Source organism: Streptomyces sp. NPDC040589 (assembly GCF_055594445.1).
Window position 1 is genome coordinate 1 of record NZ_JBVIWP010000012.1, and the last position, 26,862, is coordinate 26,862.

A 26,862-nucleotide genomic window follows, 5' to 3' on the forward strand; every position below is an offset into this window, starting at 1 on the left:
CCACGGTCAGCTCCCCCTCGACGTACAGCGCCGCCAGGCTACAGAGGCCGCCGGAGGCGCCGCACTCGACGAGCGCCCTCACATGCCAAGGGTTCCGTGATCCAAACGAAACTGCCTAGCCGTCACCGGCCCCCCCTCGGCCACACCACCCGGTTCACCTACGACACGCGCGGCAGCCGCGACAGCAGCGCTTGCCCTGCCCATGGCTGCGACTCGGACCGCGGGCGACACGACGCTGTCCGGCGGGGCAACACGCTGCACGAGCGAGACCTTCGAGGCATCCAGCACGTGACCCCAGCAGCACAAACGCCAGGTCCGAGATTGTCGTGGCCCCCTGGCAGTCGCCCAATCTCGACGACCTCACTCGGGATTTGCTCCGCTTGATTCATGTTTGGTCCCGAGTCAGCGGACCAACCGCGCAGTGAACCGTCCGCCCTCAAAACCGCGCCCCTGCTTCGTTCAGGTGCTGGAGTCGCGATTCGATCCAGCCCGGACGTCGCAAGAGCTCGAACGTGTCTACGGCTACGACCGTTTGCTCCGGCGGATCGCCTGTTGGCCGAGTCTCCTGGAATTCCTCGAAGACAGTGAAGCCCTCCTGTTCCAGCGAGCGCAGGACTCCCTTGACACGGGAAGACGCGGATTTTCCCGTCCAGGACTCAAGCGGGTGAGTGATCACGACAGCTACGTCCTCATGCTTCTTCTCCGTCAGGACGGGGAGACCGTCGATGACGCGCAGCTTCCAGTGCGAGAAGCTGTCCGCGAACTGCTGAGCGCGGTTGAGCGCGTACTGGTCATCTGCGGCAAGGTCGAAACCGGTGCCGGTGAGCAGGTCCGACAGTTGCACGGCCAAGCGCCAGTCCAGGAGCGGGTGGTAGGAACTGTTGCCGTAATCGCGCATGCAGTCGTAGCAGGACGAGTCGCAGGGGCCCGCGAGACGTCCACCGGAATCGTGGGTGCGGAGATCGGCGGCAGTCAGGGCAGCGAAGTCCAGTAGGTCGGAGGGGTTTTGGCCCAGCCAGGTGGCGTATCCGGCGCCGTTCTCCAGCGTGTCGGCAAGAAAGACCTCTGCCTCGACGGAGTCCTCGGCTGAGGACCGTTTGGGGTACAAACCCGCGCTGAGTTCCCGTCCGTCGATGTCGAGCAGCCGGGAGGCAGCCTGGCGCAGCAGGGTCGCGAGCGAGAGCCAGGCTGCTCGCGCGGCCATCCGCCGGGGATCGAGGGCCAGACCGGCGGGCTGCTCCTGGAGCCCGACGAGCAGGACATCGGTGAGTTTGGCGGAGGCCATCGCGAGAGTGCGCTCGTCGGTGGCCGTCGGCCGTGCGGGGAGCTTCAGGTCACGGGCCCGGTCGGCGTCGGACAGTAGATTGAGGTCGAGCAAGCCGTCGTGGCCCCTGACACGGGCAAGGCGGAATCCGTCGCCACCACCGGTGTTGACCAGGACGACCTTGCCCACTCCACTACGCATGGCCGCTTGGGCGGCCGAACTGGAAGCCAGCTTGGACGCGCTGTCGAGCGTGAGACGAGCCATGCCGGCCCGTGGGGTGAACTCGAACGTACCGTCGTAGTCCTGCGCCGAGTAGCTGGTGCGGAAGCCCAGCGGTTGGCAGGCGTCGACCGCCCGGTAGCCGCCTGAATCGATCCGGCTGCCGCACACCTCGCACGCGTCGCCGGGCTCATCGAGAGTGAGGGACAGGCAGTCGGAGCACACCGCGATCAACAGCCGGACACGGTCCGCGCGATGGTCGGGCTTCCAGTCCTGACCGACCCGGTCGTAGGCGATGAGCCCCACGGCGGTGTGCAGGGCCTTGTCCTTGACGATCTCCCCACCCGGTGCCCATTCGGAGATGGCAATGTCGATGTCCCGGTCGATCGCGTCATTGACCGGGAACTGCTTGGGCCGGGGCGGTTTCTGATGCAGATTGCGGACCCGGGTCGGGAAACCGAACATGGGGAGGATTCCACTCTCGGCCAATGCCCTGCTCAACGCCATGGAGCCCGGGGAATACCCGGCGACGGCGTCGATCCTCTCGAAGAGTTCGTCCGCTGCCCAGCTGGTGAACTCCGCCGCATGCAGTGAGGGCTTCGCGGCACCCTGGAGCAGCACAGATGCGGCTCTGGCGATCTCGTCCCGCTGGGAGGTCAGCCACTCCTGGATACCGATGCGTACCAGCGGCCAGTTGCTGACGGTTCCGAACGGGCCGTGAACCTCACGCCCGGCGTCCCACTCGGGAGTCGATGCGACGGAGCGGAAGGCATCGCTCAGGACCGAGGATGCGAGGCACCGTCGGAGGATCTCGGGACGTCCCAGATCGACGTAAGGGCTGGGGGAAGGATCGCCGGTGATGCGTTCGGGGTGTTGGAAGTAGTGGTCGTCGTGGGTCCTGGTTCCGCGGCACAGGGTCAGTGCGATGGACAGGTGGTCGAGGCGGCGTCCGGCGCGGCCCACCCGTTGTTGGTAGTTGAACCGCTGGGGCGGCATGTTGGCCATCACCACTGCTCGAAGGGCCCCAACGTCCACCCCGGCTTCCATGGTCGTGGTGACGCTCAGCACGTCCACCGAGTCGACCTGCGCGATCTCCTGTTCGCTGAGGAACACGCCTTGAAACAGTGCCTGCCTGGCTTGGGCGTCGTCGGTGTCGGTCTGGCCGGTCAGTTCTTCGCAGTGCAGCCTGAACGGTTCGCCCGCCTCGCGGGCGAGGAAGGCGTAGTAGTCGGTCTCGACGCTACTCGGAAGGAAGGGAATCGGGCTGCCCAGCGGATGGTGACAGAAGGCGCACAATCCTGCGGACTCGTGGAAATGACGGCGGGTACAGCGTTCACACACCCACTGCTGGGCCGGTGCGGAGGCGAGCCGAATCCGGTCGCTGGACAGTCGGAACTCTCCGGCGCCGAGCCCGAGAGCGCGAACGACCTCGTCGCGCAGCCCGTCGTGGGAGACGCCGTGGTGTTCGGCGACCTTCTTGAGGTAGCGCTTCGCGGCCCCGTGGATGTCCGATGGAGCTTCTTTGCGCTGTTCCTGGAATTGCTTGCGCAGGCCCAAGAGCCTGACTGTGGACAATACAGTTTGGCGGAAGGCGTCAGGCCCCAGCAGGTTGCTGCCACCGGTGAGTTCGAAGTCGCCGTAGCCGATACCGAGGGATTCGAGATCGCGGCCACCGCCCGCGAAGACGGCGAGTTGTACCTGGGCTCTGACCTCCGTGCCGATTGCCCGCCTCAGCGTCACGAGGTCGTCGGAGAGCGCGATGTCGGGACGTGGTGAGGGGTCCGCTCCGGGCTGCACGTCCGTCCAGTCGTACAGCCTGGTCCACGACCGGTCTTCGTCCGAGCGGGTGAGTGACGGTGCGGAGCCTCCAGGGGGAACACCCAGGGCAACCGCTCGCTGTGATACCCGGTTCGCCAGCTCGACCAGCGTCGGCCCCTTGGCCTGTGCCCGCCACGCATCGATCCGATCGTGGTCGGCGACGCTTGCAGTGCCTGACACGACCGCATTGAGGGAGGGGCCGAGTCCCGCGCCGACTATCTCGATCAACGCCTGTTGTGCCTCTGGAGAGTTGACCTCGCCGCAGAGTAGTGCCATGGCAAGTGCGACGGCGTCCTGCGGGTTGTCGATCAGAGAGATCAGGAGCTGCCGCACAAGGTCCTGGTGATGCGAGCGTTCCAGGCCAGCCGAGATGCGGGCCGCGTCCTGCCTGCTGTCAGAGAACACGACGAAGTTGGAGGCGAGCAGGCGGTGGAGGGCATCTCCAAGCACCTGGTTGGATTTCTCGAAACCCGTACCCATCGTACGGATCGGAGAGCGGCAACGGGCGGGATCCTCGTAGGGGCGGGCCCCGATGAACATCTCCCGGTTCTCCCGGCAGCAGGGGCACACGGTCGGCAGTGCAGGGATCCGCGTGAGGGCATCCGGGATATTGGTTTTGGTGACCAGTAGATAGCCGTTGCTCTTCTGTACGTCGTCGCAGACTTGGACCCGCCCGCTGCCGGGCTCCAGCCGGGCGGGGCGGAAGACGAACTCGTACCAGGGGCGCGTGCCTTTGTCGGTCTTGCGGCCTCCGGTGTGCTTGTGCGACTCGGTCATGATGTCAGAGCGGGGGGTGCGCGTCGGGAGGAAGACGCTGTAGATGGCAGCCGTGCGGCTCACCTGTGCTTTGTCCGGAAGCATTTCCAGGTCCGTGGCGGTGGAGACCAAGTACCGTTCCGGCCCATCCTCGGCGACGGGTGAGTTGAAGCCGCCCAAATATGCCTCGCCGCAGGTATCGCAGTAGAGCAGTTCGAGAACCCTGGCCCCGCAGTCACAGCTGTAGCGCGGGCGGGTGTAGATCCGTCCGATGAGGCGCTCGGACGGACTCCGGCCCGCGGCGCGAGTGACTTCTGAGCAGTCCCGGTCACTACAGGCCCACATTCCAGTCACGTTGCGGAAGAACAAGTGCAGACGGAGACGAGATCCCCGGTCCTGTTCCCCATCGAGAAGGGCGACGAGCCGGTCTACGGCTTCATGGGCCTGCTCCGGAAACAGCCCGGGGAAGAGGTTGGCGGCCACCTCGGAGAGGGCCTTCGCCCTCGGGGCTCCGCTCACACCGTCCGTGTCGCCTGCAGTGTCCGAGGCGAAGGCGTGCTGGAGCGCCGCGTGCAGATCCTGCTGCGGAGGCAGCGTCGGCTCAGGGCCAGAGAGCTGGGGCGCGTACGGTGCGAGGTCGGAGGGTCCGGGCGTCTCGACTCGGTCGCCGGACAGTACGGAGAACCGGGACCAGCGGCGGCCGAAGAAGTCCGAGAGGAACTGCCGGTCTCTCTCGACGTCGGGGTCGATGGAAGCGGACGTCGCGATGACGGACAGCTGGTCCGAATCCGTCGACAGACCGATCCGGTCGAGCAGTTTGCGGAGCAGATAGGCGACTTCCGTCCCCTGGGTTCCCCGATAGGTGTGTAGTTCGTCGACGACGAGGCTGAACACGTGGCGGGGCGACTGCTGCAGCCAGTCACGTGTCCGGTCGAAGATCGGATCCTCGTCGCCTCGCATGAGCATGATGTTGAGCATGCTGTAGTTGGTGATGAGAAGGTCGGGCGGGGAAACCTGCATGTCCCACCGCGATCGCATCTCAGCTCCGAAGGGGCGTTGCAGGAAATAGCGTGCCTCGGAGTCGCGCAGTACGCCTGTAGATATCCGCTGTTCCAGGGCCGTGTAGCGCGCCTCCATGGCGGCCATGACCTCCCGCAGTTCCTTGCCCTTGGAGGAGGTGCGCTTGCGGGCCGAGTCCAGCGGACCCGGTACAGGCGTACGGCCGGTGTAGCGGCCGAAGTGGAACCGATTGCCTTTGCGTTGGGAGGCCAGCCAGTCCCGCACGGGTTCGGCGTCCAGCGTACGACGCAGCCTCATGAGCTGGTCCTCGACGAGGGCGTTGGTCGGGTAGAGGAAGAGACCACGGACGGCAGCCGCACGCCCACCGGCCGGGCGCTGGGGTGTCCAACTGCCCGACTCCCGCCACCACGGCGTCCCGTCCGCGTTCGCCGGTGCCTCGGGCCAGTGGTACGACTCGTCGACGAGACGAGCAACCACGGGGATAAGGAAGGACTCGGTCTTTCCGGAGCCGGTACCGGACGTGACGACGACGTCCCTTCCCTGCCTGCTGTGCTCCAGTGCCCGAGCCTGGTGCGTGTACAGATTGGGGATCCCCGCGAGCAGTCCCGCGTCGAGTGCGTCGGAGAGTTCGGGAATCTCCAATCGGGAGCACAGCGCCGACAGACTCTCATCAGCCAGCCGGTATTGCGGAAGCAACTCAAGGTAGGGTTCCTGGAACAGGACGCCGGGTGTTTTGAGGTGGGCGCGCAATTCATCCGAGATAGAGGCATCGCGGAGCGAGTACGCGGTGTCGTAGTAACGCTGGAAGTAGTCAGCGAGCTGGTGGTGTACTGCTCGTGGTGACAGACCTGGCATGGGGATCCTTGGCTCCGTGGCTTTCAGGGGGACGGGACGTACTGGAGCTGCTGGTACAGGGAATCGGCCAGGAGATGAGCGAAGCGCGGCGAGATGTTCGCGTACCTCACGTGGTGGGATCCGTGGCTCGTACCGGGAAGCGCACTGAGCTGCGGCAACAGTCCGGTACGCAGCACGGCGGCGCGGGCGTGGAGCAGCGGGAGCTGCATCGTGGCAGGCGCGTACAGGGCCTGGTGGACGCGGTCATAGCGCAGCACCCAACGCTCGGCTCGTGCCAACTCCGCGTAGACCACGGCTCGTTTGTCCGCCTCGAAGCCTCTGCGTCGCAGCCAGTAGACGTAGCGGTAGGTGCGGTACCGCTGGTATCGGTAGGCGCCATGTAGAGGTATGCCGAAACCGTCGCAGCCGTCCAGGCCGGCGTCGGTGTCGTCGACGTCGGTCCACTGAGGGGAGCCGCCGTCGGACATGCGCTGTGCGCTGAGGCCGGCGGGGCCGTGGTATTCGATGCCTCTTTCACGGATCATGTCCTGAAGTTTCGGCAACCGCAGCGCAAGTTGCTCCGCTGCGCGCTGCTCGAAGCGGATCTTGAGCGCGTCGCAGAACCGGCGGGTATCGGCTTCATCCACGACCGCGATCAGCTGGACGGACGGCCCGCCGCGCTGTGCGACGGGAAGATGCGGCACGACGGAATCGGCCAGTGCCGCTATGGCGGGGTCCTTGTCCTCCAACAGGCTGTCCAGCCTGTCCTGGAGCCACAGGGGGCGTTCGCCGACCAATAGGGCGTATCCGCCGGAGGCAGCGAGCGTGGTGAGCACGGGCGGTGTGGTGCTCCACCTCTCGCCCGTCCAGTCCACCTCGACGTGCCCGAGAACCGAGAGATTGTACAGGGCGATGCCCCATGGGGGTGCGCCCTGTCGCAGCCCGTGGCGGTCGGCAAGCCAGCTGTACGTTTCCTGGAAGGCAGCCAGTGAGCCGCTTCCGCGTTCGGAGCACCACATCAGGAGGTCGTCAAACACAATCTCGCTCCCGTCAGGTAGTCGGACCAGGCATCCACGGCTGTCGCTGGTACGGATAGCTCATGGGGGAGATTGATGATGAGCCGACGGAAGTCGGGGACCAACAACGTTCGGTACGTTCCGTACGCCGGATTGCCATCGCCGGTTAGCGGGGGGAGAACGGGGAGCGGAACGACCCTTCCGCTCCCGGATATCGGCAGTCGGACCAGCCAGCGAGCAGTGAACGGCAGTAAACGAAGCAGCGGTTCGAGGTCCGCCGTGTAGGCAGGCAGGCCCAGTTCCTGAAGCCACAGCGGTCGTTCCGGGAGCAGTTCAGCGCAGAGGTCCGGCGTTCCCAGAGCGAAAATCCTCCCGGTGACCCTCATCTGCGTCAACGGGGCCAGCTCGCCGCGCAGGTCCGTGCCGATCGCGGCGCCGCTGATGTCGGACGGGGCCAGGAACTCATCCGCCACTCGGGGCAGGGGAATCGCACGTAATGTCGGGTCTCGCGGGGCGGGCGCGAGTGAAACGACTCCGCCCCGGGACTTGAGTGTGAGCGTTGGCGCGGTTGGGACTTCACGGTACCGAGGGGCGAGGGTGAAGCTGAGAGTGCGCCCGCCGACAACGACGCTGTACGTGCCTGGAGTTCGCACGACGTCGGCCAGTCGTGCGGTGTACAGGTCGTCGTGTTCCCGCATCGTGAGGGGTATGCCGTTCACCGAGCATTCGGGAGGCTGCTCGTCGGGTTGAGCGGGTACCACCAGGTCGGGGGCGTATTCCGCGAGGTAGACCGGCTTGTGACTGTCCAGGCGCAGGCCGCCGGACAGGCTGGCGAGCTGTTGGTGGCGGGGCACGAGCATTCCCAGATGGGCCGGGGCCTTCGCCGATCCGGTCGGCTTGTAGCGAGAGATCAGTGTCCACCCCGTCGGGGTGTCGACCCTGCGTGGGCGTAGCAGCCCGGTGCCGCCGCACGCCTCCATGACGTCGGCGGCGTCCTTCGCGTACTTGGTCCTCACGAGCACCCGGTGGGCGAGGCCGGCCGCTGCCGTGCCCACGGACGTCCAGGCGCCGAGCAGATCCTCGGACTGGAGGACGTAACAGTCCCTGGCAGGCAGCAGGAGCCGGACCGGGCCCGCCTCGACCTCCAAGGCTTCGCCCGGGGGCGGGACGTGGATAGAGGAGTCCGGTAGCGCGACCCATCCCACGCCTTGGGGGAGTGGCACCTCGGTGTCGCCGATCCGAAGGGAGCCATGACGAAATCCGGACGGGACGTGGACCGCGAGTCTGTACGGGAGTCCGCCGTCCTCGCTGGTCAGCGACAGCGGGAGACATGGACGGCCGGTGGCGTCCCGGGCCATGCCGTCGAAAGTACGCAACTCCTGGGCGAGCACGGCGCCGAGCACGGGCCGCAGTACGGAGCTGGCCAGCGCACGTTGAATGCGCGTGCTGGGCCGGTGCAGTCGCGCCCATTCGCCAAAGCGCGCCAGGAGTTCGTCCTCAGTCAGATCGTCCTCGCGGCGGGCGCCGATCGAGGAGAGGAACAACGCGACCTGCGCGCGATCGGTACCGAGCAGCACCGCTTGTGACAAGGCCCAGCCGATGTACGTCTGTGTCGGGTGGCGGGCGGCCGTCGGCTGTCCACGCCGTCCTTGCTCCCGCTCCCTCAGCCACCAGGCCAAATGGTCATCCCAGAGCACGGGCATCGCAATGTCGTACCCGTCGGGCATTCCCTGCCCGTGCTGCATGCCTAACAGTTGACGCAAGGGACCGTAGTAGGAACCACGGCCGGCATTGCGCCTAGCGCCTCTCGCCATGCGGGAGGCTGCCAGCACCATGGCGGCAAGTACCGCGACGAACGGCGGATCACCCAAGGCGCCCGTGCGGCGCCATTCCCGGGCCCGTCGCAGGACTGGCCCGAAGGGGTCCCGTCCATATATCTGTGTCCGTACGGCCTCTTCGAACGAGGCGGGTCCCCCCGGTCCGCCGAGTTCCCGGAGCATGCTGTCATCCACCGACAGGTATACGGGCACGTCAGGTTCCGCGCCGCTGAAGAAGTGCTCGACAATCGCGTGGTTCCAGCCCTCGTAACGCACAGTCCACCCCCAGGTTTTTCTATTGAAAACGATAGGGGGTGGGTATGACAATCCGCGCAACTCGAACATGAGATCGAATTTACTCAATGCAGCGTAAGTTGGGCGCACGACTTGACATGCCTCACTCGTTTACGATGAGCTCCTGTCCCAACACCTTCGATACGCTGCGGAGTTCACCGTGCCTCCCTCTCCGAGTCACGACCACCGCCCAGTGCTGGGACAGGTTCTGTCCCTCTTCAGTGGCGCGGGCGGCTTGGACATCGGATTGGAGCGGGCGGGCCTCAACACCGTCGGCTGCCTGGAGATCGAGGCCGAGGCCCGGTCGGTACTCCGCGCCAATCGCCCAGGCTGGGGGGTGTTCGACGATGGAGACGTCAACGCGGCGGGGGCGTGGCTCACTCCGGACGTCCTTGGGTTGGACACGGGTGAACTCTCCCTGGTCGCAGGCGGTCCGCCCTGCCAGCCCTTCTCCAAGGCCGCTCAATGGGCACCGACTGCCCGGGGCGGGATGCGCGACGACCGAGCTCAGGGCGTGCACGGGATGCTCCAGGTGATCGATGTGTTCCTGCCCCGCGCGGTGCTCATCGAGAACGTCGAGGGGTTCCTCAACGGCCAGGACAGCGCGGCCGAGGTGATAGCCAAAGGTCTCAATAAGATCAACAGAGTCCACGGAACGCGCTACCGGATCGAGGCACGGGTCGTTGACGCGGCGGATTACGGGGTGCCGCAACGCCGCCGCCGAGCGATCGCCATCGCTTATCGCGACGGCCAGACCGTCGGCGTCCCCGACGCGACCCACACCGACCGGCCGCTGCGGACCTGGGATGCCCTCTGGGATCTCGAAGCCGAGGACAAGCCCGCTGTCACTGGGCGGTGGGCCGGACTCCTCCCGTCCATCCCAGAAGGCGGCAATTACCAGCACCTGACAGCAAGAGGCGAGGGTGAGGAACTCTTCGGCTGGCGGACGAGATACTGGTCATTCCTGCTGAAGCTCGCGAAGGATCAGCCTTCCTGGACTCTCCCAGCGTCCCCCGGACCGAGCACGGGGCCGTTTCACTGGGACAATCGCCCGCTCTCCGTACGTGAGCAGATGCGGTTGCAGAGTTTCCCCGATGACTGGATCATTGACCAGCCATACCGTGCTGCACGCAGGATGGTAGGGAATGCCACCCCACCGCTGCTCGCCGAAGTCCTGGGGCGCACTATCGTGCGTGACCTGAAACTGGGTGACGCGACCGTTCGAGAAGCGCTTCTCGCGTCGCCGCCGACCCTGCTCCGTGACCGTCAACAAGACGTGCCACCGGCCACCGCACCCGCCTGCGTTCCAGCGATCTACCATCAGCAGATCGGGGAGAGGGAAGCTCATCCAGGCGAGGGGCGAGGACCTGCGCCGCGAGTACGCGTCGTTTCGTAACAGCCGGGAGACCCATCCCTGAGAGGTCGTTCTCTTTCCGAACCTGGCGTGTGATTTCCGCTGGTCAGGCATGAGATGGCGGCTGGCGCGGAAGTCTTGGTCCGTTACTGACCGAGACTTCGTGGGGGTGGCGGATGCCGTCGATGCGGGCGGTGTTGGAAGCGCGGCAGAAGACCGCGGCAGTGCGAGTGGAGGAACTGGAAGCCGAGCGGGTGCGGGTGCGGGCGGCTCTGGCTGAGGCGGAAGAGGTGCTCGGGCGCCGAGTGATCGGCCTGGAGCAATATCTGGAGGCGCTGGCCGAGGAGGAGGCGCCCGTTGCGGCCGCCGTGTCGCAGAGGAAGCCGGTGGGTCCGCGGCGGGCGGTGCCTCACCGGGACGACGCGGCCGGGGCTGAGGTGTTGTCAGTGGACTACCAGGCGCTGATGGCCGCTGCTGCGGAGGCAGGAGGGGACGGGTTGGGTGCCCGGCGGGCGGCGGTGGTGCTGGGCTGGGACAGTGCCTCCGCCTCCCGTGTCGAGGGAGCGCGGGCCCGGCTGAAACGGCTGGTGGAGAGGGGCTGGCTGGTCGAGGAGAAGCCGGGCAGGTTCATGCCGCCCGCACCGGAGCAGGACGCTGCTGGTGCTGGGCGGCCAGGCGGCGGCTCATGAGCATGGTCATCGACCACAGGATGACGGTCTCGCTTGTGTCGGTGCGTCGTTCGTAGTCACGGGCCAGGCGCCGGCTGCGCAGGAGCCAGGCGAAGGATCTTTCGACGGCCCAACGGCGGGGCAGGACCTGAAAACCGCTGGCCTGGTCGCTGCGGCGGACGATGTCGAGGACGATTCCGAGATGCTGGGTGGTCCAGTCGGTGAGGTGGCCGGTGTAACCGCCGTCGGCCCAGACGCGCGCCAGCCGCCGGAAGTGATTCTTCGCTGCAGGTAGCAGGACGCGGGCAGCATCCCGGTCCGTCGTGGAAGCCGGCGTGACCAGCACGGTCAGCAGGAGCCCTAGCGAGTCGGTCAGCAAGTGCCGCTTGCGCCCGTTGATCCTCTTCCCTGCGTCGAACCCCCGCGAGTGGTGAGCAACAGTGGCGTCCGCCTTCACCGACTGCGAGTCCACGACCGCCGCACTCGGCTCCTGGTCACGGCCCTCAGCGTCACGGACGGCCCCGCGCAGTCGACCGTGCAGCTCGGTCACCAGCCCCGCGTCCCGCCAGCGGGCGAAGAAGGCATACACACGCGGCCACGGCGGGAAGTCGCGGGGCATCGCCCGCCATTTGATGCCGTTGTCGACGAGGTAGCGCACGGCGTCGATCATCTGCCGGTGGCAGTAGCCCTCCGGACGGCCGCCCCGGCCCGCAAGCCAGCCCGGAACCGGAAGCAGATCCCGCACCAGAGCCCACTCGGCATCGCTCATGTCCGAGCCATACCGGGTCCGGCGATCCGGCTGGTCAGCCGCGTTCCCGAACCTGTGGGCGAGACAGTCACACCCAGGAGTGGCCGGACTGGACCCGGCAACCACGACCACGCGACACTTCGACAACAGGGCCTCTTGCTTCTCGCTGGACTCGACAACCGCGAGCTACCAAGAGGCCCTTCCTTCATGCCCCTATGTCGCCCAACTCACCCGATTCAGCACGCTGTTCGAAGCAGACCGAGCACACGAACGGATAGAGAACGGCCAGTTACGCCCACGTCACCCCCGGCATGCGCAAGCGCCTCATGGTCGGGCTGACCGAGCAGTGGGAGGCAACGCTCAACGCCCGGCTGGCCCTATGCTCGACGTCGCCAGTGCGCGTGCTCAATGACCTCCTGCGCGCACACGCTGTCTCCCTCCGGTAGTTCCACGGTGCCCCGCAACGGTGTCGCGCGGCACTGCAGTCATGAGGAAGTGGCTGTGGCTGCGTGACGACCAAAACCACGGGGAACCAGCTGGGTCGGCCGTACTCCGGGGCGGTGCCGCCCCCGGAGATCGCGGAGGCCTAGCATTGCGGAACCCAATGGCAGTCTGGCGCCATATGAGATGGCTCTGATCGGTCCAATGTCGTTTTCAAGCTGGAACGGGGGCGCCGTCGGGTGTGCGGTCCGGGCTGGTCGGACACGTGCACTCGATTTTCCGTCGGGTACGTTGGGAAGCAAGGAGCCCCCTCCGCGTGAGATGTGGAGGGGGCTCTGGTATTGCTGATGGATCAGATGGCGGCCGGGGCCTTCTTGTACCAGTCCGTGATCACTTTGGTCAGGTGCACAACGTTCTGCTGACGCATGATCGGGGCGGAGGCGTTCGGCTCGAAGTCCTCGTTCGCGGTCGTAGTACGCCAGATGCTGTCCTCGGTGACAGGGGCGGTCATGTGCCGATCGAGCCGCTTGAAGAACTCCTGGATGTCACCGTCTTCGGCGCCGTCCTCCCGCAGGTTGCGGTAGACGCCGCCCAGGACGCGGAGCATGCCCACCGAGCCCAGGAGCGAGGACTCGCGCAGCCTCATGGCCTTGGTGGGGGGCGCCGGCGGCTCGTTCTTCTTCTTCTCGGAGAGCGAAGGGTCGTAGTTGTCCACGTCCTCCTCGGTGATCTCCGCGAGCGCGGTGAAAGCGATGGAGATGACATCCAAGAAGCTGCGGACGCTCTCGATGACCTCGTTGTCGGTCAGCGACTCGACCTTCTTGCTGACGCGGCCACCGGGACCGGCGATGACGGACCGCGTGATGTCGGCGACGTGCTTCGCGCCCATCAGGTTGCGGTTGGTCAGGGTCATCCGGTCCCGCTCGATGTCAACCTTGCCCAGGAAGAGGGGGTGGGTGACGATGTCGCTGAGCGTGCGGTTGGCGATGCGTGAGGTGTCGAAGCGGGCCCGGACGGCACCGGAGATGCCCTTGGCGTTGTCCGCGACGTCGACAAACATCTGCTGGCCCATGACACCGTCGCGCTCCACGTAGATGTCGATGCCGACGAACTCGTCCTTGAGTCGCTGCATTCGGCCGATCAGGGCTTCGCGGTCCTGCTCCAGCCTTGCCTTCTTAGCCTCGTTGGCGCGATGGATCTCCCGGTCGATGCGGGAGACCTCGTCCGTGATGCGCTTCTTTTCCAGGTGGACCCCGAGGATGCGGTGCTGGCCGTCGATCGTGATCAGGCGCCCGATGCCGCCGATGGACCACGGGACGGTGAGGTAGCCGACCGAACCGTCTTCGCTGATCGGCTCGAAGCGGCAGCCGCCGGTGTCGCGGATGAGGAGGGCCGGAGCCACCCAGCCGGGGTTGTCGGCGAGGTACTGGCCGAAGCCCTTGGCGTGGTTGATGTCCACCTTGCGGTTGTCCGGGTCCGGCTTGGCCGGGTCGGGGATGGTGAGGATGACCGAGAGGTCGGCGAGCGGGATGCGCGTCGTGTAGACGATCCGACCGCCCTGGCTGGTGCGGATCGCCAGATAGGTGGACTCCTCGCGCACGAGAGATAGGCGCGACGAGTCGACAGTGATACTCAAGGATAACTTCCTTCACAGGCGGGCGACTTGCTACACAACGCACTCAAGCACGGAAGGTGGCCATGCATCTAACTAATCATCAAATTTGCCTTCTAATCAGTGGTTTAGGGCACAAGGCGCGTACTCATCTGCTAATTGCAGACGCGAGGGCGCCCGGGGTGCCTGCATCCTGCGCGTCGGCCTCCGGCGTCATGACCTAATCAGGGGCACGCTGCGGTGCTCACTGGCAAGGTCTGTCCCTTGGCGGGGGGCGAGGAGTCGTCCTGGTCGTGATGGGGCGCGCGAGCACCGTCCTGCATAGGCCCCATTCCGTGGACTCGGTCGTGAGCGGTCCCATCGGACTCAATGAGGTAAACGCCGTCGCGCTGGGAAGGCAAGGCCCACTTGGCCGAGGTCCTGCTCGGCCGCCTGCGGGGAGAAGGCCCCCGAACTCGGAGGCCGGGGCGTCGGGGGCCGCCCGACACCGGCCGGCACGTGGGTGGAGCGCGCCGAACGCGGCGAGGGGGACAAGTAGAAGCGGCGGGGTGATCACGCGGCCGCTGGACGGGCTGATCCTGCCGTGAGGGGGCATTCGGGCGGCTTATCAGGCAAGGCCGCCGAGCTTTGCCCATGCACCGTCGTCGGTCGGCACGCCCCACCGATGCGAGATCCGCACGCCCATCGAGGCGGCATGGGGCTACGCGTCCTTGTCAGCCGCAGGGACTGCAGTTTGGACCCGGGGATGGTGGCAGGAGAGGAAGGCCCCTGCAGGGCCGTTCGTGTCAGCAGCCGCTTCGCGCTGTAGCACACCGCAGTCGCGCGGGTGATCGACAGCCTCCGCATGATGACCCGGTGCTGCCTGTGAGGATGTCTTGGGAGCCGGATTCCGAATCCGGCTCCCAATCGGCTCCCAAGGAAGCCGGGAAACCACTCAGGGGCCCGACCCGCTAAGCGGATCAGGCCCCTGACCTGGTACTTCACTGTCGGGGTGGCGGGATTTGAACCCACGACCTCTTCGTCCCGAACGAAGCGCGCTGCCAAGCTGCGCTACACCCCGATGTCGCTGCTGTCGCGGCGACGACGTTTACTTTAGCCCACCGGTGGCTAGAGACGAAATCCGGTTTTCCAGGGGTGCCGGAGGGGGTTCGGGCGGGCGTGGTCGAGGGCTACGAGGAGGACCGCCAGGGCGTAGAAGGAGAGGCCGAGGAGGAGGGCGTTGCCGAGGACCTTCTTGTAGCCGTCCTGGTCGACGTCCAGGAAGGGGTAGAGGTAGCGGCCGGACGAGCCCGGGAGGAGCAGTTCGCCTCGGAGGAGGGAGAAGGCCAGGTAGGCCAGGGGGTAGAGGAGCCAGGTGCTGGCCTGGCGCAGGTGCAGGCGGCCGGGGGGCGTGAGCAGGAGCCAGTCCAGTACGGCCGCGATCGGGGTCACCGTGTGGAGGGTGTAGTGGGTGAGGGCCTGCCAGCCGGCCGGGTGGGCCGCTTCGCCCGTGAGGGAGAAGGGGCTGGCCTCGTTCGCCAGGAGCAGGTGGTACGCGAGGGCCGCGACGACGACGTAGAGGGTCGTCGCGCCCAGCACGGCTCCCGGCAGGGGGCGGCCGGCCGTCCAGGCGCGGCGGGCCGAGAGGGCCATGACCAGCGCCAGCAGGATGTTGCTCTGGATCGCGAAGTACCCCAGGGTCCGGGACGGGTCGCCGAGGAGCAGTTCCAGCGTGACGCCGACGGCCGCGGCGAAGGCGACCAGCAGGCGGAAGGCCGCGGCCGCGGGGCGGCGGACCGGGGTGACGACGGCCGTGGCCGGGACGGGGGAGGGCTTCAGCGCGGGCCTGCCCGGTATCGCGGGCAGGTCCGGGATGTCCCTGGGTATCGGGGCTGTCATGCCCCCACGCTGACAGAAGCGGACATAGGGGGCGATGCGGGCGGGGCTGTGTGGGTTAGTTACCCGTTACCTCGCCGATCCGACCGCCAGCCCCCGCCGCTCCCGCCGCTCCCGCCGCTCCCATTACTCCCGCCGCTCCCGTTACTCCCTGCCCACCAGCGTCAGCAGTGTCGCCTCCGGCGGGCACGCGAACCGTACCGGCGTGTAGCGGCTCGTACCGCAGCCCGCCGACACGTGCAGATACGACGTACGGTCCTCCACCGTGTGCGTCGACAGGCCCTTCACCCGGTCCGTGTCCAGGTCGCAGTTGGTGACCAGGGCGCCGTAGAAGGGGATGCACAGCTGGCCGCCGTGGGTGTGGCCGGCCAGGATCAGGGGGTAGTCGTCGGCCGTGAAGGCGTCCAGGGTGCGCAGGTAGGGAGCGTGGACGACGCCCATCGAGAAGTCGGCGGCGTCGGACGGGCCGCCGGCCACCTGCGCGTAGCGGTCCCGCTTGATGTGCGGGTCGTCCAGGCCCGTCAGCTCCAGCGAGACGCCCTCGATCTTGAGCGTGCCGCGTGTGTTGGTCAGGTTGAGCCAGCCCGCGGCGTCGAAACCGTCCCGCAGGTCCTCCCACGGGTTGTGCACCACACCCACGGCCGGGGCATTGCCGTTGAGGCCGTGGCGGCCCTGGGCCCTCTCCAGCAGGTAGCGGGCGGGGTTGCGCAGCGTGGGCCCGTAGTAGTCGTTGGAGCCGAAGACGTACGCGCCCGGGAACTCCATCAGAGGGCCGAGCGAATCCAGGACCTCCGGGACGCCCTCCGGGTCGGAGAGGTTGTCGCCCGTGTTGATCACGAAGTCGGGGCGCAGGCCCGCCAGGGACCGCAGCCAGCGCTGCTTCTTGTGCTGGCCGCCGACCATGTGGATGTCGGAGACCTGCAGCACACGCAGAGGGCGCATTCCTGAGGGCAGGACCGGGACGGTGACCCGGCGGAGGCGGAAGGAGCGGGCTTCGAAGCCCGCGGCGTACAACAGACCGGCGGCACCAGCCGCCGCGATTCCCAGGGGGACTCCGTATCGCGCGCGCATACGACCATCGTCTCAGACCCCGGACGTCGACCCTGCCCGGGCGGTGCCCGAAATCCCCTCGCGGCACCGGCGCTTCGATCCACCGCCCCGCCACCGCCCTGTCACCACCCCGCCACCGCCCCGCAAAACAGGGGGCGCCTTTCCTTCCGCACCTGCGACAATCAGCCCCATGACCACGCTCAAGTCGAAGCTGCAGGATGACCTCAACGTTGCGATCAAGGAGCGCGACGAGCTCCGCTCCTCGACGCTCCGGCTGACGCTCGCCGCGATCACCAAGGAGGAGGTCGCGGGCAAGGAGAAGCGCGCGCTCTCCGACGACGAGGTGCAGAAGGTGATCACCCGTGAGGCCAAGAAGCGCCGCGAGGCCGCCGAGGCCTTCGCCCAGGGCGGTCGTGCCGAGAGCGCCGAGCGGGAGAAGGCGGAGGGCGAGGTGCTCGCCGAGTACCTGCCCAAGCAGCTGTCCGACGACGAGCTCCAGCAGATCGTGGCCCAGGCCGTCGAGGAGGCCAAGGCCGCCGGTGCCGAGGGGCCGCGGGCCATGGGCGCGGTCATGAAGATCGTGAACCCGAAGGTGGCCGGGCAGGCCGAGGGCGGCCGCGTCGCCGCCGTGGTGAAGAAGCTGCTCGCCGGCTGACCGGATCACCTCACAGGGGTGGCCCTCTACGTCCCGTCCAGGACGTAGAGGGCCACCCCTGTTCGCTCACACCGTCGGCTCAGCCGAACCGCCCGCCGTTTCCGTTGCCGCCCCCGTTGTCCTGACCCCGGAAGAAGCCCTCGGGGAGGGAGAACGAAGGCGTCGGAATGGGCTCGCCGCCCCCGCCGCCGTTGTTGTTGCCGCCGACCAGGCCGCCGATGAAGCCGCCGTTGCCGTTGCCGTCGTCGCGGTCGTCGTCGTCACGGTCCTCGTCGCCGCGGCCCTTGTTCCGGCCGTCGGGGATGTGGATGTCGTTGAACTGCTCGACGGGCTTGCCCTCCAGCGCGCCGGACATCATGTCGCGCCAGATCGGACCGGGGACCTCACCACCGAAGACCTTGCCGTACGGCCGGCCGCCGATGGTGATGTTGGACATCTTCCGCTTGTGCGTGGGGTCGCCGACCCACACCGCGCCGGCCATGTTCGGGGTGTAGCCCACGAACCAGGCCGCGTAGCGCTCGTCCGTCGTACCGGTCTTGCCCGCGCTGGGACGGCTGCCGAGGCCGGCCTTCGAACCCGTGCCGTCCTCGACGACGCCCTTCAGCAGCGCGTTGATCGTGTCGGCGGTCTTCTCCGACATCGCACGCGAGCAGGTCGACTTCGGGACCGGGAGCGACTTGGTCGTGTCGCCGACCCGCTGGCTGACCGACTCGATGGCGATCGGCGTGCAGTACATGCCGCGCGAGGCGAAGGTCGCGTACCCGTTCGCCATGGTCAGCGGGGACATCTCCTGGGTGCCGAGGGCGATGGACGGCGCCTGGTCCATCTTGCGGCCGTCGGCCCGCTCGACACCCATCTTCTTCGCCATCGTCGTCACCGGGCAGATGCCGATGTCGCTGATCATCTGGACGTAGTAGGTGTTGACCGACTTGGCGGTCGCTTCCTTCATGTCGTACGGCCCGACCTCGGAGCTGTTCTCGTTCTCCAGCTTGGCGGGATCGGTGCGGCTGTTCCGCCAGGTCTTGCCGTCGCAGGCGGAGACCGGGCTCGGGTAGGGCATCTGGTACGGCGCCGAGTACACCTTGTTCGCCGGCATGCCGTCCTCGATGGCCGCGGCGGCCACGATCGGCTTGAACGTCGAACCGGGCTGGTAGCCCATGCCGCCGCCCATGTCGTCGTTGACGGACAGGTTGAGGGTCGTCTCGCCCTCCTTGATGTCGACGCCGTACGGACGCGACTGCCCCATGGCGAGGATCTTGCCGGTGCCGGGCTGGACGATGCTGGCGGCGGTGGCCACCTCGTCGCTCTTGTAGACGTGGTCCTTGATGGACCGCTGTGCCGATTCCTGGGCCGCCGCGTCCATGGTGGTGCGGATGGTGAGGCCGCCCTGGTTCCAGACCTTCGCCCTGGCCTCCTTGGTCTTGCCGAAGACCTTGTCGTTCAGGAAGACCTCGCGCACGTAGTCACAGAAGAAGCCCGCGCCCTTGACCGCCGTGATGCAGCCGTTCCTGGGCTTGCTGACCTTGAGGCCGAGCGGTGCCTTCATCGCCTCGGAGGCCTGCGCCCGGGAGATGTCGCCGACGGCGGCCATGCGCTGGAGCACGATGTTGCGGCGCTTGGTGGCCTCCGCCTCGTCGTTGACCGGGTCGTACCGGCTGGGCGACTGGACGATGCCGGCGAGGAGGGCCGACTCCTGGACGTTGAGTTCCTTGGCGGACTTGGAGAAGTAGCGCTGGGCCGCGGCCTCGATGCCGTAGGCCTGCTGGCCGAAGAACGTGATGTTCAGGTAGTTCTCGAGGATCTTCTTCTTCCCGAGCTCTTCCTCGACCTGGATCGCGTACTTCAGCTCGCGGATCTTGCGGCCGATGGTCTGCTGGGTGGCCTGCGCGACCTTCGTCGGGTCGTCGCCCGCCTCCTCGACGAAGACGTTCTTCACGTACTGCTGCGTCAGGGTCGAGGCACCCTGGGAGACCTCACCGCTGCGCGCGTTCTTGTTGAGGGCGCGCAGGACGCCCTTCAGGTCGACCGCGCCGTGCTGGTAGAAGCGCGAGTCCTCGATCGCGACGATCGCCTTCTGCATGTACGGCGAGACGTCCTTGAGCGCGACCACCGTGCGGTCGCGCGAATAGACCGTGGCGATCTGGCCGCCGTCGGCGTCGAGGATCGTGGTGCGCTGACTCAGCGGTGGCGTCTTCATGTTGGCGGGGAGCTCGTCGAAGCTCTCGACCGAGCCCTTCGCCGCGAGCCCCAGCGCGCCCACCGCGGGCAGCGCGATACCGGCAAGCACGGCTCCCGCAAGGACACTGACACCGAGGAACTTGGCGGCCTGCTGCGCAGGAGACAGACCACCGCCCGAGCTCTTCTTTGGCATGAGGGCAGCCTACGTTCTCATTCGCCGGACAGGCGTATATGCCTTGGCCTAAGCTGCTCTCAACTGTCACAGCAGTGAGGCCACGTATCAATACGTCCGGCGACCCCGAATCGTTCCGGGTGTTCCCCAACTTTTTTGGTGGGGTCGTGTCCGAATCCGCCTTGTGTGTCATACGGCGTCCGTTGTGACGCAGCTGAACTGTCCTGGTTTGCCGGGAAAGTTACGTATGTCGCCAGCTCACTCCCCCGGGTGATCTGCCGCTTACCCATAGTCCGTTCGGGCCATTCAAGATTGGGCCCGAAGGGGGTGTTGCGCTGTGCCCACCTTCCGTAACGTCCTCAACTGGCGGCGGTGAATATGCCGCTGCCGCCGTGGGGGAGCCTCGATTCGGGAGAGGACGGCGCCGGTATGGGCTGGGTAGTCGACTGGAGTGCGCAGGCGGCCTGCCGCACTACCGATCCGGATGAACTGTTCGTTCAAGGAGCAGCGCAGAACAGGGCCAAGGCGGTGTGCACCGGATGTCCGGTGCGTACGGAGTGCCTGGCCGACGCGCTCGACAACCGCGTCGAGTTCGGCGTGTGGGGAGGCATGACGGAGCGGGAGCGCCGCGCACTGCTGCGCAGGCGGCCCACGGTGACGTCCTGGCGCCGGCTGCTGGAGACGGCGCGCAGCGAGTACGAGCGCGGCACGGGTGTCGTGTCCCTCGACGACGACGAGATCTACGAGAACTACGCCGCGGTGAGCTGAGGAGTTCCCTCCGGGGACGCTACGGGGGATCCTCGGCGCTGACGCTGATGTCCTGTCGGGGGCCCGTACGGGCCCTCAGGCATCACGGCCGGGCGACTCCGGCTCGGCCACGTCGGGAAGCTCGCGCTCGTTCGCCGCGAGCCGGTCGCCGATGTCGCGCAGTCCTGCGAGGTCGTGCACATCGCCGGGCAGCGCGGCCACTTCCGTCACGGCCACCTCGGGGTGGAGCGCGGCGAAGCGGTCACGCGTGCGCTGCTCACGGGAGAGCAGCTGCATGCGCTCGGCGTGCAGCCTCAGCAGGCCTGCCGTGAGCTGGTCGACGGACCGCTCGGCGTCTTCCGCGTTCTCGGCGTCATCCGCGTCCTCGGTGGGGGAGCCACCCTCGGGAGCCGATGTCGATGCCGGATCTGGGGTCTGAGCTGGGGTCTGAGCTGGAGGTTCGGACGTGGGAGAGGCTGAACTGCCGTATGTGTCGGGGGAGTTACGAAGTCCAGCTTTCCCGCCCTCCTGATCCACAATGCGGGGCTCTTCAAGATTTTCCGCGGCGGCGAGCGCCCGCTCGGCCGACAGCCGGTCGGCCCCGCTGCCGTGGACCCGGTTGAGCACAAGCCCGGCGAGCGGCATGTCCTCCGCGGCCAGGCGCTCCACGAAGTACGCGGCCTCGCGCAGCGCGTCCCGCTCCGGGGCCGCCACCACGAGGAACGCCGTCCCGGGCGCCTGGAGCAGCTTGTACGTAGCGTCCGCGCGCGTACGGAAGCCCCCGAACGTCGTGTCCATCGCGGACACGAACGTCTGGACGTCCTTGAGGAGCTGACCGCCGAGCAGCTTGCCGAGGGTGCCGGTCATCATCGACATCCCGACGTTCAGGAACTTCATCCCCGCGCGCCCGCCCAGCTTCGCCGGCGCCGTCAGCAGCCGGATCAGCCGCCCGTCCAGGAACGACCCGAGCCGCTTGGGCGCGTCCAGGAAGTCCAGGGCCGAGCGGGACGGCGGGGTGTCGACGATGATCAGGTCCCACTCGTCCCGGGCCCGCAGCTGCCCGAGCTTCTCCATCGCCATGTACTCCTGCGTGCCCGCGAAGCCCGCCGAGAGCGACTGGTAGAAGGGGTTGCCAAGGATCGCGGCCGCACGCTCGGCGTCCGCGTGCACCTCGACGATCTCGTCGAAGGTGCGCTTCATGTCGAGCATCATCGCGTGCAGCTCGCCGCCCGCGGAGTCGTCGATGCCCTTGACCCGGCGCGGGGTGTTGTCGAGGGAGTCGATGCCCATGGACTGGGCGAGCCGGCGGGCCGGGTCGATGGTGAGGACGACCACCTTGCGGCCCCGCTCGGCCGCGCGCAGGCCCAGGGCCGCCGCGGTCGTGGTCTTGCCGACCCCGCCCGAACCGCAGCACACCACGATCCGGGTCTTCGGATCCGCCAGCAGCGGATCGACGTCGAGCAGGCGTACGGGGGACAGAGGGGGGCGGGCCGGGTCGTGCGTGTGGGCCGGGTCCGGACGACTCATGACATCCCCTGCTTCCGACTCATGACCAGTTTCATGACGCCTTGTTCCACGACGGCCTTCATGAACATGCCCCGTCCGGCGGCGGCCCCGCTCATGACACGCCCTGCCCGCGCAGCTCGCGGGCCAGCGCGTACAGCCCCGCCAGGTCCATGCCCTCGGCGAACAGCGGCAGTTCGTGCAGCGGGAGGCCCAGCTCGGCCAGCACCGCGCGCTGCTCGTGCTCCAGCGCGTACCGCTCGGCGTACTCCTCGGCCTGGGTGAGCAGCGGGTCCACCAGCCGCTCGGCGCGCCCGCCGCGCCGTGCCCCGCCGAGCCCGGCGGCCGACAGCGACCGCGCGACCGTGGAACGCGTGGCCGTCCGGACGAGTTCCAGATCGGTCTCGTCCAACACCTCCGGCCGCACCATGTTCACGATGATCCGCCCCACCGGCAGCCGCGCCGACCGCAGCTCGGCGATGCCGTCCACGGTCTCCTGGACGGGCATCTCCTCCAGCAGCGTCACCAGGTGCACCGCCGTCTCCGGCGACTTCAGCACCCGCATCACGGCCTGTGCCTGATTGTGTATCGGGCCGATCTTGGCGAGGCCGGCGACCTCGTCGTTGACGTTGAGGAAACGCGTGATGCGCCCGGTGGGCGGCGCGTCCATGACGACGTAGTCGTAGGTGAAGCGCCCGCTGCGCTCCTTGCGCCGCACCGCCTCGCACGCCTTGCCGGTGAGGAGTACGTCCCTCAGGCCCGGCGCGATGGTGGTGGCGAAGTCGATCGCGCCGAGCTTCTTCAGTGCCCGTCCGGCGCTGCCCAGCTTGTAGAACATCTGGAGGTAGTCCAGAAGGGCCAGTTCGGGGTCGATGGCCAGCGCGTACACCTCCCCGCCCCCGGGAGCGACGGCGATCTTCCGCTCCTCATAAGGCAGCGCTTCCGTTTCGAAGAGCTGCGCGATGCCCTGGCGGCCTTCGACCTCGACGAGAAGCGTCCGCTTCCCCTCCGTGGCCAAGGCCAGCGCTAGGGCTGCGGCCACCGTGGTCTTGCCGGTACCGCCCTTGCCGCTGACGACCTGGAGCCTGCTCACGTATTCGAGCCTAACCAGTCCGCGCCCGGGCTACTCCGGAGGCTGTGGACAACCGCCTCCGTGGTCGGCCGCTGCCCCCTGTCCGTCAGGGGCTAGAGTCGGCCGCATGACCAAGTGGGAATACTCAACCGTGCCGCTGCTCGTCCACGCCACGAAGCAGATTCTGGACACCTGGGGCGAGGACGGCTGGGAGCTCGTCCAGGTCGTGCCCGGGCCGAACAACCCCGAGCAGCTTGTGGCCTACCTGAAGCGGGAGAAGCAGTAATGGGTGCCGTCGAGGCGAAGCTGGCAGAGCTGGGTCTGACCCTGCCCGACGTCGTCCCGCCGCTGGCCGCGTACCAGCCGGCCGTGCAGACCGGCCCGTACGTCTACACCGCCGGGCAGCTCCCGATGGTGGACGGCAAGCTTCCGGTCACCGGCAAGGTCGGCGCCGAGGTCACCCCGGAGGAGGCCAAGGAGCTGGCGCGTACGTGCGCGCTGAACGCCCTGGCCGCCGTCAAGTCCGTCGCCGGTGACCTGGACCGCATCGCGCGCGTGGTGAAGGTCGTCGGCTTCGTGGCCTCGGCCTCGGACTTCACGGGCCAGCCCGCGGTGCTGAACGGCGCGAGCGAGCTGCTCGGCGCGGTCCTCGGCGACAAGGGCGTGCACGCGCGCAGCGCGGTGGGCGTGGCGGTGCTGCCGCTGGACGCCCCGGTGGAGGTCGAGATCCAGGTGGAGCTGGCGTAGCTTCCCCGCGAGGGGAAACCGCCCCCTCAGGGGCCACTCGAACATCCGCCCGTCAACGGATAGCCTCGCGACCATGGCGAACGGTCAGTGGTACCCCCCGGAATGGCCGGACCGCATCCGCGCCCTGGCGGACGGCACGCTCACACCGGTCACCCCGAAGCGTGCGGCCACCGTCATGCTCCTGAAGGACACCGGCACCGGTCCCGCTGTCCACATGCTGCGCAGACGCGCCTCCATGGCCTTCGCCGGAGGCGCGTACGCGTATCCGGGCGGCGGCGTCGACCCCCGGGACGACGACCACCAGGTCCGCTGGGCGGGCCCCACGCGCGCGTGGTGGGCGGACCGGCTCGGCGTCGACGAGACCGCGGCCCAGGCGATCGTCTGCGCGGCCGTACGGGAGACGTACGAGGAGGCGGGCGTCCTGCTCGCCGGACCGGCGCCCGACTCGGTCGTCGGTGACACCACCGGGGCCGACTGGGAGGCGGACCGTGCCGCCCTGGTCGCCCGGGACCTGTCCTTCGCACAGTTCCTGGACCGCCGCGGCCTGGTCCTGCGCTCCGACCTGCTCGGCGCCTGGACCCGCTGGATCACCCCCGAGTTCGAGGCCCGCCGCTACGACACCTGGTTCTTCGTGGCCGCCCTCCCCGAGGGACAGCGCACCCGCAACGCCTCCACCGAGGCGGACCGTACGGTGTGGATCGCCCCGGGCGAGGCGGCGGCCGGCTACGACAAGGGCGAGCTGCTGATGATGCCGCCGACCATCGCGACCCTGCGCCAGCTGACGCCGTACGACACGGCCGCCCGGGCGCTCGCGGACGCCCCGGGGCGTGACCTCACGCCTGTGCTGGCCACCGCCCGCCTCGTGGACGGCGAGATCGTGCTCGCCTGGCCGGGCCACGACGAGTTCACCAAGCACATCCCGACCCGCCCGACCTTCCCGACCGGTGGAGCCAGCGCATGACGGACGCAGCAGCCCTTCCCGGCCAGCCTCGGGGCGGTGTCCTCACGGGCCCCGCCACCGCGCGGGCCGTCAACGTCCTGGCCCCCAACCCGTCGGCGATGACCCTGGACGGCACGAACACCTGGATCCTCTCCGAGCCCGGCTCGGACCTGGCCGTGGTGGTCGACCCGGGCCCGCTCGACGACGGACACCTGCGCCATGTCGTCGCCACGGCCGAGCAGGCCGGCAAGCGCGTCGCCCTGACGCTGCTGACCCATGGCCACCCCGACCACGCCGAGGGCGCCGGGCGGTTCGCCGAACTGACCGGCACGCGCGTGCGTGCGCTCGATCCGGCCCTCCGGCTGGGGGACGAGGGACTGGCCGCCGGGGACGTGGTCACCGTCGGCGGCCTCGAACTGAAGGTCGTACCGACCCCCGGCCACACCGCCGACTCCCTCTCCTTTCACCTCCCGGCGGACCAGGCCGTCCTGACCGGCGACACGATCCTCGGCCGCGGTACGACGGTCGTGGCCCACCCCGACGGCCGCCTGGGCGACTACCTGGACTCCCTGCGGCGCCTCAGGTCCCTCACGGTCGACGACGGCGTCCACACGGTGCTGCCGGGCCACGGACCGGTCCTGGAGGACGCCCAGGGCGCCGTCGAGTACTACCTCGCCCACCGGGCCAAGCGCCTCGCGCAGGTGGAAACGGCCGTCGAGGACGGCTATCGCACCCCCACCGAGGTCGTCGCCCACGTCTACGCGGACGTGGACCGCTCCCTGTGGCCGGCGGCGGAACTGTCGGTGCGGGCGCAGTTGGACTACCTGGAGGAGCACGGGCTCATCTGACCGCTGACGTGTCTTGGTACGACGTCGGGCCCTGTCTCGCGAGGAGACAGGGCCCGATGACGTACGGCACGCGCGTGTGCGCGTCAGCGCGAGCGCTTGGCGAGGCGTTCCACGTCGAGCAGGATCACCGCGCGGGCCTCCAGGCGCAGCCAGCCGCGCTGGGCGAAGTCCGCCAGCGCCTTGTTGACCGTCTCGCGGGACGCGCCGACCAGCTGGGCCAGCTCCTCCTGCGTGAGGTCGTGGACGACGTGGATGCCCTCCTCGGACTGCACGCCGAACCGGCGGGACAGGTCCAGCAGGGCGCGGGCGACCCGGCCCGGGACGTCCGAGAAGACGAGGTCGGACATCGCGTCGTTGGTCTTGCGCAGCCGGCGGGCGACAGCGCGCAGCAGCGCCGTGGCCACCTCGGGGCGGGCGTTCAGCCAGGGCTGGAGGTCGCCGTGGCCGAGACCGAGGAGCTTGACCTCGGTCAGCGCGGAGGCCGTCGCGGTACGCGGGCCCGGGTCGAAGAGCGACAGCTCGCCGATGAGCTCGCCGGGGCCGACCACGGCCAGCATGTTCTCGCGGCCGTCCGGGGACGTGCGGTGGAGCTTGACCTTGCCCTCCGTGACCACATACAGGCGGTCGCCGGGGTCCCCCTCGTGGAACAGCGAGTCGCCGCGCGCGAGGGTCACCTCACTCATGGAGGCGCGGAGCTCCGTGGCCTGCTCGTCATCGAGCGCCGCGAAGAGCGGGTTGCGCCGCAGAACGTCGTCCACGAGTTCTCTCCTTGTCGACCTGCTCAGGGGACCTGGATCCCCCTTGTATCAAGGCACCGTGGTGCCCGTTTTGCCGGACGGTCCAAACAGTGTGATCTGTCACAAGGATGCCGCACAGGTGTCCCGGGGTACGCGGCAGGGGTCCAATTGGACGCCGATCTTCAGGGCCCGGGGCGGATGTCGGTGCCACGCCTTAGGCTGGCCGGGTGTCCAAATCGCCGGTGAGAGCACAGGCCGAGGGGGCTGCGCGGGTGGTTGTACGTCGCGATTCCGCTGTGGGCGAACAGAGCCCTGATGGCGGTAGGAAAACGGCGAAAGCGACAGAGGGGGCGGCGTCTTCAGGCAAGGCGGCGCCGGCCAAGAGCGCTGCCGCCAAGAAGGCCGCCGCCACGAAGGCCCCTGCCGAGAAGGCCGCCGCCAAGAAGGCCGGGGCCGCAAGCACGAAGGCGTCTGCGG

Annotated in this window: 19 protein-coding genes, 1 tRNA gene and 1 pseudogene; 9 read left to right on the plus strand and 12 right to left on the minus strand. The window is 68.1% G+C overall.

The features are described from left to right. Nucleotides 1-436: 436 nt before the first annotated feature. The 3 genes from ACZ58V_RS36295 to ACZ58V_RS36305 are packed head-to-tail and all read right to left on the minus strand — an operon-like array spanning nt 437 to nt 9,089. Nucleotides 437-5,932 carry a DEAD/DEAH box helicase gene (locus ACZ58V_RS36295; RefSeq protein WP_471295427.1) on the minus strand — a complete coding sequence of 1,832 codons (5,496 nt, stop codon included), beginning with the start codon at nt 5,930-5,932 and terminating at the stop codon, nt 437-439. A gap of 23 nt (nt 5,933-5,955) precedes the next feature. After that, complete coding sequence (locus ACZ58V_RS36300; protein ID WP_471295429.1) at nt 5,956-6,948, minus strand: hypothetical protein; 993 nt, start codon at nt 6,946-6,948, stop codon at nt 5,956-5,958. Next, entirely contained in the window at nt 6,930-9,089 is a 2,160-nt protein-coding gene (locus ACZ58V_RS36305; protein WP_471295432.1) for a hypothetical protein, read from the minus strand. The genes ACZ58V_RS36300 and ACZ58V_RS36305 overlap by 19 nt, the downstream gene beginning before the upstream one ends. A gap of 142 nt (nt 9,090-9,231) precedes the next feature. On the opposite strand from ACZ58V_RS36305, the gene ACZ58V_RS36310 reads away from it, so the two are divergent. Both ACZ58V_RS36310 and ACZ58V_RS36315 read left to right on the plus strand, forming a co-directional pair. Next, the gene (locus ACZ58V_RS36310) at nt 9,232-10,434 is read left to right on the plus strand and encodes a DNA cytosine methyltransferase (RefSeq protein ID WP_471295434.1); all 1,203 of its coding nucleotides are present in this window, start codon (nt 9,232-9,234) and stop codon (nt 10,432-10,434) included. A gap of 143 nt (nt 10,435-10,577) precedes the next feature. Beyond that, complete coding sequence (locus ACZ58V_RS36315; RefSeq protein WP_471295435.1) at nt 10,578-11,081, plus strand: hypothetical protein; 504 nt, start codon at nt 10,578-10,580, stop codon at nt 11,079-11,081. On the opposite strand, the gene ACZ58V_RS36320 is transcribed toward ACZ58V_RS36315, so the two are convergent. Next, nucleotides 11,020-11,829, minus strand: a complete 810-nt coding sequence (locus tag ACZ58V_RS36320; RefSeq protein ID WP_471295438.1) for an IS5 family transposase — start codon at nt 11,827-11,829, stop codon at nt 11,020-11,022. The two genes, ACZ58V_RS36315 and ACZ58V_RS36320, sit on opposite strands and share 62 nt — an antisense overlap. A gap of 260 nt (nt 11,830-12,089) precedes the next feature. On the opposite strand from ACZ58V_RS36320, the pseudogene ACZ58V_RS36325 reads away from it, so the two are divergent. Continuing rightward, nucleotides 12,090-12,254 (plus strand): annotated as a pseudogene (locus ACZ58V_RS36325) (LacI family transcriptional regulator); the annotation flags it as partial. 347 nt (nt 12,255-12,601) lie between these two features. Here ACZ58V_RS36325 and ACZ58V_RS36330 read toward each other — a convergent pair. The 4 genes from ACZ58V_RS36330 to ACZ58V_RS36345 form a co-directional block, all read right to left on the minus strand. Continuing rightward, the gene (locus ACZ58V_RS36330) at nt 12,602-13,885 is read right to left on the minus strand and encodes a DNA sulfur modification protein DndB (protein ID WP_471295440.1); all 1,284 of its coding nucleotides are present in this window, start codon (nt 13,883-13,885) and stop codon (nt 12,602-12,604) included. Between the two features lie 962 nt (nt 13,886-14,847). Then, nucleotides 14,848-14,921: transfer RNA gene (locus ACZ58V_RS36335), tRNA-Pro, on the minus strand. Nucleotides 14,922-14,968: 47 nt separating this feature from the next. Further along, complete coding sequence (locus ACZ58V_RS36340) at nt 14,969-15,739, minus strand: Pr6Pr family membrane protein (protein WP_471295442.1); 771 nt, start codon at nt 15,737-15,739, stop codon at nt 14,969-14,971. 141 nt (nt 15,740-15,880) lie between these two features. After that, the gene (locus tag ACZ58V_RS36345) at nt 15,881-16,807 is read right to left on the minus strand and encodes a metallophosphoesterase (RefSeq protein ID WP_468192705.1); all 927 of its coding nucleotides are present in this window, start codon (nt 16,805-16,807) and stop codon (nt 15,881-15,883) included. A 169-nt stretch (nt 16,808-16,976) separates the two neighbouring features. Here ACZ58V_RS36345 and ACZ58V_RS36350 point away from each other — a divergent pair, with 169 nt between their 5' ends. Next, entirely contained in the window at nt 16,977-17,441 is a 465-nt protein-coding gene (locus ACZ58V_RS36350) for a GatB/YqeY domain-containing protein (protein WP_468192704.1), read from the plus strand. Nucleotides 17,442-17,520: 79 nt separating this feature from the next. On the opposite strand, the gene ACZ58V_RS36355 is transcribed toward ACZ58V_RS36350, so the two are convergent. After that, on the minus strand, nt 17,521-19,812 hold the full coding sequence (locus ACZ58V_RS36355) for a transglycosylase domain-containing protein (RefSeq protein ID WP_471295444.1): 2,292 nt from the start codon (nt 19,810-19,812) through the stop codon (nt 17,521-17,523). 408 nt (nt 19,813-20,220) lie between these two features. Here ACZ58V_RS36355 and wblA point away from each other — a divergent pair, with 408 nt between their 5' ends. After that, nucleotides 20,221-20,559: a transcriptional regulator WblA gene (gene wblA, locus ACZ58V_RS36360; RefSeq protein ID WP_184594573.1), complete on the plus strand. Its 339-nt coding sequence runs from the start codon at nt 20,221-20,223 to the stop codon at nt 20,557-20,559. Between the two features lie 75 nt (nt 20,560-20,634). Here wblA and bagB read toward each other — a convergent pair whose 3' ends face one another. Both bagB and bagA read right to left on the minus strand, forming a co-directional pair. Continuing rightward, nucleotides 20,635-22,065, minus strand: coding sequence for an ATPase BagB (bagB, locus tag ACZ58V_RS36365; RefSeq protein ID WP_468192700.1), 1,431 nt, complete (start codon nt 22,063-22,065; stop codon nt 20,635-20,637). Between the two features lie 91 nt (nt 22,066-22,156). Then, nucleotides 22,157-23,134, minus strand: a complete 978-nt coding sequence (bagA, locus tag ACZ58V_RS36370) for an ATPase BagA (RefSeq protein WP_189725765.1) — start codon at nt 23,132-23,134, stop codon at nt 22,157-22,159. A 106-nt stretch (nt 23,135-23,240) separates the two neighbouring features. On the opposite strand from bagA, the gene ACZ58V_RS36375 reads away from it, so the two are divergent. The 4 genes from ACZ58V_RS36375 (at nt 23,241) to ACZ58V_RS36390 (ending at nt 25,648) form a co-directional block, all read left to right on the plus strand. Further along, a complete protein-coding gene (locus ACZ58V_RS36375) occupies nt 23,241-23,399 on the plus strand; it encodes a DUF4177 domain-containing protein (RefSeq protein WP_097218487.1) in 159 nt (52 codons plus the stop codon). Beyond that, nucleotides 23,399-23,860 carry a RidA family protein gene (locus tag ACZ58V_RS36380; protein ID WP_189725766.1) on the plus strand — a complete coding sequence of 154 codons (462 nt, stop codon included), beginning with the start codon at nt 23,399-23,401 and terminating at the stop codon, nt 23,858-23,860. Before ACZ58V_RS36375 ends, ACZ58V_RS36380 begins: the two co-directional genes overlap by 1 nt. A 73-nt stretch (nt 23,861-23,933) precedes the next feature. Next, nucleotides 23,934-24,821, plus strand: coding sequence for an NUDIX hydrolase (locus ACZ58V_RS36385; RefSeq protein WP_468192698.1), 888 nt, complete (start codon nt 23,934-23,936; stop codon nt 24,819-24,821). Further along, entirely contained in the window at nt 24,818-25,648 is an 831-nt protein-coding gene (locus ACZ58V_RS36390) for an MBL fold metallo-hydrolase (protein WP_468192696.1), read from the plus strand. Before ACZ58V_RS36385 ends, ACZ58V_RS36390 begins: the two co-directional genes overlap by 4 nt. An 83-nt stretch (nt 25,649-25,731) precedes the next feature. Here ACZ58V_RS36390 and ACZ58V_RS36395 read toward each other — a convergent pair whose 3' ends face one another. Further along, nucleotides 25,732-26,406, minus strand: coding sequence for a Crp/Fnr family transcriptional regulator (locus tag ACZ58V_RS36395; protein ID WP_184594584.1), 675 nt, complete (start codon nt 26,404-26,406; stop codon nt 25,732-25,734). Between the last annotated feature and the right edge of the window lie 456 nt (nt 26,407-26,862).

Coding starts and splice junctions, on each gene's coding strand:
- ACZ58V_RS36385 (WP_468192698.1), top strand. CDS start 23,934: ATGGCGAACGGTCAGTGGTACCCCCCGGAATGGCCGGACCGCATCCGC.
- bagB (WP_468192700.1), bottom strand. CDS start 22,065: ATGAGTCGTCCGGACCCGGCCCACACGCACGACCCGGCCCGCCCCCCT.
- ACZ58V_RS36375 (WP_097218487.1), top strand. CDS start 23,241: ATGACCAAGTGGGAATACTCAACCGTGCCGCTGCTCGTCCACGCCACG.
- ACZ58V_RS36345 (WP_468192705.1), bottom strand. CDS start 16,807: ATGCGCGCGCGATACGGAGTCCCCCTGGGAATCGCGGCGGCTGGTGCC.
- ACZ58V_RS36340 (WP_471295442.1), bottom strand. CDS start 15,739: ATGACAGCCCCGATACCCAGGGACATCCCGGACCTGCCCGCGATACCG.
- ACZ58V_RS36320 (WP_471295438.1), bottom strand. CDS start 11,829: ATGAGCGATGCCGAGTGGGCTCTGGTGCGGGATCTGCTTCCGGTTCCG.
- wblA (WP_184594573.1), top strand. CDS start 20,221: ATGGGCTGGGTAGTCGACTGGAGTGCGCAGGCGGCCTGCCGCACTACC.
- ACZ58V_RS36355 (WP_471295444.1), bottom strand. CDS start 19,812: ATGCCAAAGAAGAGCTCGGGCGGTGGTCTGTCTCCTGCGCAGCAGGCC.
- ACZ58V_RS36295 (WP_471295427.1), bottom strand. CDS start 5,932: ATGCCAGGTCTGTCACCACGAGCAGTACACCACCAGCTCGCTGACTAC.
- ACZ58V_RS36350 (WP_468192704.1), top strand. CDS start 16,977: ATGACCACGCTCAAGTCGAAGCTGCAGGATGACCTCAACGTTGCGATC.
- ACZ58V_RS36390 (WP_468192696.1), top strand. CDS start 24,818: ATGACGGACGCAGCAGCCCTTCCCGGCCAGCCTCGGGGCGGTGTCCTC.
- ACZ58V_RS36380 (WP_189725766.1), top strand. CDS start 23,399: ATGGGTGCCGTCGAGGCGAAGCTGGCAGAGCTGGGTCTGACCCTGCCC.
- ACZ58V_RS36305 (WP_471295432.1), bottom strand. CDS start 9,089: ATGTTCGAGTTGCGCGGATTGTCATACCCACCCCCTATCGTTTTCAAT.
- ACZ58V_RS36315 (WP_471295435.1), top strand. CDS start 10,578: ATGCGGGCGGTGTTGGAAGCGCGGCAGAAGACCGCGGCAGTGCGAGTG.